Below are 5,689 nucleotides of genomic sequence, written 5' to 3'. Positions count from 1 at the left end.
GGCCACCCTCACGGGTGGCCGGCCTCGGTGCCGGGCGCCGACGTCTTCCGGCGGGTGGCGGCACGGCCCTCGGAGCCGGTTCGGGGGCCGGCGGGCCCCGGCGGCGCCCGGTTTCGGACGCCTTGTCGGACTGCGCACACATCTTCGAAAGAAGGCGCCGCCCTACCGGCACAAGGCCCGGTATGGTCTGGGGTAACCGTGGACGCGGGGTATCGGAGTCCCCTGCGCGAGGAGCCCCCAACGTGCTGATCACCCATGACACCGAGTGCGCGCTGAGCCTCCTCGTGGAGCTGCTCAACACCGCACCCGAGGTGTGCGGCGCCGAGCGGCTGCCGGACGTCGCCGCGCTGGACGCCTTCGTGGTCCGCCGGGAGATCAGCGAGATCGACTCGCTGACCGAGGACGACCTGCGGCGGGTGCACGAGCTGCGCACCCGGCTGCGCGAGGTGTTCGCGACGGAGTCCACCGCGCAGGCCGCGGAGCTGGTCAACTCCATCGTCGCGGCCGCCGGGACGACACCCCGGCTGACCAACCACGACGACCACGACTGGCACATCCACTACTTCGCGCCGCACGCCGCCCTCGGCGACCACCTGGCGGCCGAGCTGGGCATGGCGCTGGCCCTCATCCTCATGGCGGGCGAGCGGGAGCGGCTGCGCCGCTGCGAGGCGCCGGACTGCGCGCGGGTCTTCGTGGACCTCTCCCGGAACCGCTCGCGGCGCTACTGCGACAGCCGCACCTGCGGCAACCGGCTGCACGTCGCCGCCTACCGGGCGCGGCAGCGGTCGGCGGAGGCCGTCCCCTCCGCCTGACCGGCCGGTCCTCCCGTTCAGATCCCGCGCTTGCGGAGGATCTCCTCGATGTCGGCGAAGTCGCCGAGGCCGTCCTCCCGCTTGCCCGCGGCCGGCTTCTTCGGGGCCCTGGGCGTCGGCGCCACCGCCGGACGCTCGGGCGCCGGCCCGGCCGCGGCCGGGCGCTCCGGGGCGCTCTCCACCGCCCCGGCGCCCCGGCGGCCCACCCAGCGGGTGGTGACCAGCAGCACCGCCGAGACGCCGAGCAGCGCGATGCCGGTCCACACCCGCGGGTCGAGGACCAGCTTGGTCGCCCAGTCGGCGAACTCCCGGCCGATCGTGCTCGCCAACGGGAACAGGCCGGTCAGGTAGAGCCCGGCGGGCAGCAGGGCCACCGCGAACCAGCGGGTCGCCGACAGGAAGCGCCGCCGGTAGGCCCGCAGCCCGGCGAAGGCCACCCCGCCCGCGGTGAGGACGAAGCTGATCGCCGCGCTCAGCACGGTGCCGCTCCTTCGTGTCCGGTCGTCCTGGTCATCGGTGCCTTCCTCTCGGTCCGCCCTCGGGCGCACCTCCGGCCGGAGCGGGCGCCCACTAGTGGAACACTGGGGGAATGATCGATGGTTCCCTCCCCCGCCTCGAGTTCTGGTGCGACCTCCAGTGCCCGGACTGCCACACCGCGCTGGACGACGTACGGGCGCTGCGCGCGCAGTACGGCGACGCGCTGCCCGTGGAGGTGCGGCACTTCCCGCTGGAGAAGCACAAGCACGCCTACGCCGCCGCGGAAGCGGCCGAGGAGGCGTTCGCGCAGGGGCTGGGCTGGCCGTTCGTGGAGGCGCTGCTGGCCCGTACCGCGGAGCTGGACGCGCGCGGGCAGCAGGTGCTGCTGGACGTGGCCCGGGAGGTCGGGGCGGACGTCGACGAGGTGGACACCGCGCTGATCGACGGCCGGCACATGCTGACCGTCGACGCCGACCAGGCCGAGGGCAAGGCGATCGGGGTCACCGGCACGCCGACGTACGTGATCGGCGGGCAGCGCCTCGACGGCGGCAAGAGCCAGGACGGGCTGCGCGAGCGGATCGTGGCCGTCATCGAGGCGGCGAAGGCTTCCTGACGACACGCCGGGTCACAGCTGCTTGCCGTAGAGGCGCTCGGTGACCCGGTATCCGAGCGAGGTGTAGAGCCGGATGGCGACCTCGTTGCCGGAGAAGACGTTGAGGCCGAGGTTCCGCACCCCGGCGGCCAGGCACTCGCGTTCGGCGAGCAGCATCAGCGTGCGTCCGTGTCCCTGGCCCTGGTGGGCCGGGGACACCTCGACCTTCATCACCCAGGCGAGCGGTTCACCGTCCGGCAGGTCGCGCAGGCGCGGCTGCAGCCAGAGCAGGCCGTACGGCTCCTCCCCGCCGTCGGCGCCGTACAGGCGGCGCAGGACCATGCCCGGGGTCTCCGGGTCCGGCGCGGCCGGGTTCTGCGGCCCGCCGCCCGAGCGGGCGCGGGCCTGTTCCTCGGTGAGGCCGGAAGCCACCATCATGCGGACGTAGTCCTGCACGGACCGGTCGAACCAGTCCCGGATCTCGGCCCTCCGGTCGAACGGGCGCACGCTCAGCCCCGCGGGCAGGTCCGGGGCGACTGTCAGCCGCTTGGACATGGCCAGGGCCCGCTCGGTGTACCCGAGCGTCACGGCGAGCCCCCGGGCCGCCGCGGCCGGCTCCGGGACGCCGACGTCGACGCGGGTGCAGCCCCAGGTGCGCAGCACCTCCTCGGCGGCCAGCCCGCCGAACGTTCCCCGACCCCGGCCGCGCCCCTCGGTGATCTCCAACTCGGATATCCGGCCCCAGAGTTGATCGCCCTGCGGGTCGGCGGTGGTGCGCAGCGCGCCGACCGGCCGGCCGTTCGCGAGGATCAGCCAGCGTCTGGTGCGGCCGCCGGCCGCGGTGGGTGTCTCCGGGCCCTCGGGGCGCAGCGTGGTGGTCATGTGGTGGTCCCTTCCCCTTGCACGGGGGGTTATCCACGCGGCCGGTGCGCTTCCCCGGCGTTCTTCCGGGATGCTCTCCCGGACGGGGATCACGGGTCGAGGTCGTCGCCGCTGCGCTCGGTGAAGACGGCCATGGCCTTGGCGGTGACGGGGCCGATGCCGGGCAGTTCGCGGTCGTCGACGCGGGTGACGGCCTGGACGTCGCGGGTGGTGGAGGTCAGGAAGACCTCCTCGGCGTCCTGGAGGGCGCCGAGCGGCAGGTCGGCCTCCTCGGCGCCGCACCAGTCGACGACGAGCTGCCGGGTGATGCCGGCCAGGCAGCCGGAGGCGAGGGCGGGGGTGAGCAGGCGGCCGCCGAGGACCACGAAGACGTTGGATCCGGTGCCCTCGCAGAGCCGTCCGGCGGTGTTGGCGAGCAGGGCCTCGGAGGCGCCGGCGCGGTGGGCGGCGGCCAGGGCGACGACGTTCTCGGCGTACGAGGTGGTCTTGAGGCCGGCGACGGCGCTGTGCTCGTTGCGGCGCCAGGGGACGACGGCGACGGCGGTCTCGTCGGGGCGGTGGCCGATCGCGCTGAGGGCGACGACCAGGGTGGGGCCGGCGGTGCCGCGCTCGGAGCTGAGCGGGCCGTTGCCGCCGGTGTAGGTGACGCGCAGGCGGCCGAGCGGCGCGGGGTTGGCGGCGAGCACCTGGGCGCAGGCCTCGCGGACCAGGTCGTGATCGGGGTCGGCCAGGCCGAGGCCGCGGGCGGAGCGGGTGAGCCGGTCCAGGTGGCGGGTGACCGCGAAGGCCCGGCCGTCGACCGTCTTCAGGGTCTCGAAGACGCCGTCGCCGGTGGTGAGGCCGTGGTCGAGGACCGAGACGGCCGCGTCGGCGGAGTCGACGAGGGAGCCGTTGACCCAGCTCGTGGTGCGGTTGTGCATCGGGTGCTGCTCCTAGGCGGTGGGGGCGCAGGCCCCGGTCGGGTCGGCTCCGGTGCCGGATTCGCCACCGGGTTCGCCACCCGACGCTATCGCGACGAGGCGGGCGGCCTTCAGTTCGGTTTCGGCCCATTCCCGCTCGGGGTCGGAGCCCCAGGTGATGCCGGCGCCGGTGCCGAAGCGCAGGACCGGCGCGCCGGGGTCCGCCCGGTCGATCCAGAACGTGCGGATGCCGACGGCGAGTTCGGCCTCGCCGCGGTCGGCGTCGACCCAGCCGACGGCGCCGCAGTACGGGCCGCGCGGGGCGGTCTCCAGGGCCTCGATGATCCGCAGGGCGCTGGACTTGGGGGCGCCGGTGACGGAGCCGGGCGGGAAGGTGGCGGCGAGGAGCTCGGGCCAGCCGGCTCCGTCGCGCAGGGTGCCCTCGACGGTGGAGACCAGGTGGACCAGGCCGGGGTGCTTCTCGACGGCGCAGAGGTCGGGGACGGTGACGCTGCCGGTCGCGCAGACCCGGCCGAGGTCGTTGCGGACCAGGTCGACGATCATCACGTTCTCGGCGTGGTCCTTGTCGAGGAGGTCGTCCTCGGTGCGGCCGGTGCCCTTGATCGGGCCGGAGGAGACGGTGCGGCCGGTGCGGCGCAGGTAGAGCTCGGGCGAGGCGGTGGCGATCTCGACGCCGTGCCCGGGCAGGCGGACGGTGCCGGCGTAGGGGGCGGGGTTGCCGTGGGCGAGGAGGCCGGAGAGGGCGTCGACGTCGCTGAGGTCCGGGTCGGGCAGCGGTGCGGAGAGCACCCGGCAGAGGTTGGCCTGGTAGACCTCGCCGGCGGCTATGTGCTCGCGGATGCGGCGGACACCCGCGGTGTAGGCGGTGCGGTCGAGGGAGCTGTGCCAGCTGCCGGCCTCCGGTCCGCGCCAGCCCGCGCCGGAGGGTGGGGCGGGGGCCGGGCGGACCTGGTCGAAGCGGGCGCAGGTCAGCCGGCCCTCGAAGTCGTAGGCGACGGCCCAGTAGCCGGCGGAGTCCAGGGCGGCCGGGTCCGAGGTGACGTCGCGCAGTCCGGTGGCCAGGCGGCCGCCGAAGCGGGCGAGCGGGGTGCGGGGGTCGGGGTGGCCGGACACGGTTCTCCTGCGCGGTGGTGCTGGGCGGCGGTGCCTGAAGTGTAGGTCGGGGGGCGTGGGCCCGGTCCGGTTCGCGCCCCGCGCACGAGCAGCTGCGTGCGTCACGCGGGTGTGCGCCGGGTGACCTGCGGATGATCGTCCGGGAGCGCCGCAGGTGGCAGCCGGTGGCCGTCCGGGAGCGCTGACGGGACGGCGCTCACCGGCCATCCCCTCGGCATGCTGCGGGAACGGATTTTTAGCTGGCCCGGGAATCCGCTAGAGTTCAACACGTCGCCAGGGAGCGCAGCCGAAGAAAAGCGGTGAAGCCCCCCGGAAGACAGGCGGACGTGGCTCAGTTGGTAGAGCATCACCTTGCCAAGGTGAGGGTCGCGAGTTCGAATCTCGTCGTCCGCTCGATGGAGAACAGTGTAAGATCGTTCTTCATGCGTTGCCTGGTGGAGTGGCCGAGAGGCGAGGCAACGGCCTGCAAAGCCGTGTACACGGGTTCAAATCCCGTCTCCACCTCCAAGAGGTCCCCCGGTTCGACCGGGGGCCTCCCCGCGCGATTAGCTCAGCGGGAGAGCACTACCTTGACACGGTAGGGGTCACTGGTTCAATCCCAGTATCGCGCACGTCGGATCCTCCGGGGTCTGCTGCAGGACCGCCACATCAGGCGCGATTAGCTCAGCGGGAGAGCACTACCTTGACACGGTAGGGGTCACTGGTTCAATCCCAGTATCGCGCACAGTAACGGGCCCTCCGGGGTCTGCTGCAACACCGCCGCACCAGGCGCGATTAGCTCAGCGGGAGAGCACTACCTTGACACGGTAGGGGTCACTGGTTCAATCCCAGTATCGCGCACAGTAACGGCCGGGGCCGCGATACAAGAGGATCGAATTCTCTTATAAAAATCT

Annotated in this window: 6 protein-coding genes and 5 tRNA genes; 7 read left to right on the top strand and 4 right to left on the bottom strand. The window is 73.3% G+C overall.

Translation table 11 applies throughout. The annotated features are described in order from the left end of the window. Window positions 1-242: 242 nt before the first annotated feature. Window positions 243-812: a CGNR zinc finger domain-containing protein gene (locus ACFWJ4_RS40625; protein ID WP_359915386.1), complete on the top strand. Its 570-nt coding sequence runs from the start codon at window positions 243-245 to the stop codon at window positions 810-812. A gap of 17 nt (window positions 813-829) precedes the next feature. Here ACFWJ4_RS40625 and ACFWJ4_RS40620 read toward each other — a convergent pair whose 3' ends face one another. Next, the gene (locus tag ACFWJ4_RS40620) at window positions 830-1,291 is read right to left on the bottom strand and encodes a hypothetical protein (RefSeq protein WP_380554262.1); all 462 of its coding nucleotides are present in this window, start codon (window positions 1,289-1,291) and stop codon (window positions 830-832) included. A gap of 110 nt (window positions 1,292-1,401) precedes the next feature. On the opposite strand from ACFWJ4_RS40620, the gene ACFWJ4_RS40615 reads away from it, so the two are divergent. After that, entirely contained in the window at window positions 1,402-1,902 is a 501-nt protein-coding gene (locus ACFWJ4_RS40615) for a DsbA family protein (RefSeq protein ID WP_380359240.1), read from the top strand. Between the two features lie 12 nt (window positions 1,903-1,914). Here ACFWJ4_RS40615 and ACFWJ4_RS40610 read toward each other — a convergent pair whose 3' ends face one another. The 3 genes from ACFWJ4_RS40610 to ACFWJ4_RS40600 all read right to left on the bottom strand — a co-directional run bounded on the left by ACFWJ4_RS40610 (window position 1,915) and on the right by ACFWJ4_RS40600 (window position 4,796). After that, window positions 1,915-2,763, bottom strand: coding sequence for a GNAT family N-acetyltransferase (locus ACFWJ4_RS40610; RefSeq protein ID WP_380554259.1), 849 nt, complete (start codon window positions 2,761-2,763; stop codon window positions 1,915-1,917). An 89-nt stretch (window positions 2,764-2,852) separates the two neighbouring features. Beyond that, on the bottom strand, window positions 2,853-3,683 hold the full coding sequence (locus ACFWJ4_RS40605; RefSeq protein WP_380554256.1) for an aminotransferase class IV: 831 nt from the start codon (window positions 3,681-3,683) through the stop codon (window positions 2,853-2,855). 12 nt (window positions 3,684-3,695) lie between these two features. After that, window positions 3,696-4,796 carry a chorismate-binding protein gene (locus ACFWJ4_RS40600; protein WP_380554253.1) on the bottom strand — a complete coding sequence of 367 codons (1,101 nt, stop codon included), beginning with the start codon at window positions 4,794-4,796 and terminating at the stop codon, window positions 3,696-3,698. Window positions 4,797-5,116: 320 nt separating this feature from the next. On the opposite strand from ACFWJ4_RS40600, the gene ACFWJ4_RS40595 reads away from it, so the two are divergent. The 5 genes from ACFWJ4_RS40595 to ACFWJ4_RS40575 all read left to right on the top strand — a co-directional run bounded on the left by ACFWJ4_RS40595 (window position 5,117) and on the right by ACFWJ4_RS40575 (window position 5,636). After that, window positions 5,117-5,189, top strand: a tRNA-Gly gene (locus ACFWJ4_RS40595). 40 nt (window positions 5,190-5,229) lie between these two features. Further along, window positions 5,230-5,303 (top strand) — tRNA-Cys (locus tag ACFWJ4_RS40590). A gap of 32 nt (window positions 5,304-5,335) precedes the next feature. Beyond that, window positions 5,336-5,407, top strand: a tRNA-Val gene (locus tag ACFWJ4_RS40585). A 41-nt stretch (window positions 5,408-5,448) separates the two neighbouring features. Beyond that, window positions 5,449-5,520 (top strand) — tRNA-Val (locus ACFWJ4_RS40580). A gap of 44 nt (window positions 5,521-5,564) precedes the next feature. After that, window positions 5,565-5,636: transfer RNA gene (locus ACFWJ4_RS40575), tRNA-Val, on the top strand. The last annotated feature ends 53 nt before the right edge of the window (window positions 5,637-5,689 follow it).

Source organism: Kitasatospora sp. NPDC127067, assembly GCF_042724755.1.
GTDB lineage: Bacteria > Actinomycetota > Actinomycetes > Streptomycetales > Streptomycetaceae > Kitasatospora > Kitasatospora lactacystinica.
The sequence above is the reverse complement of the archived record's forward strand: the minus strand, read 5'-3'. Positions and strand labels throughout refer to the sequence as shown.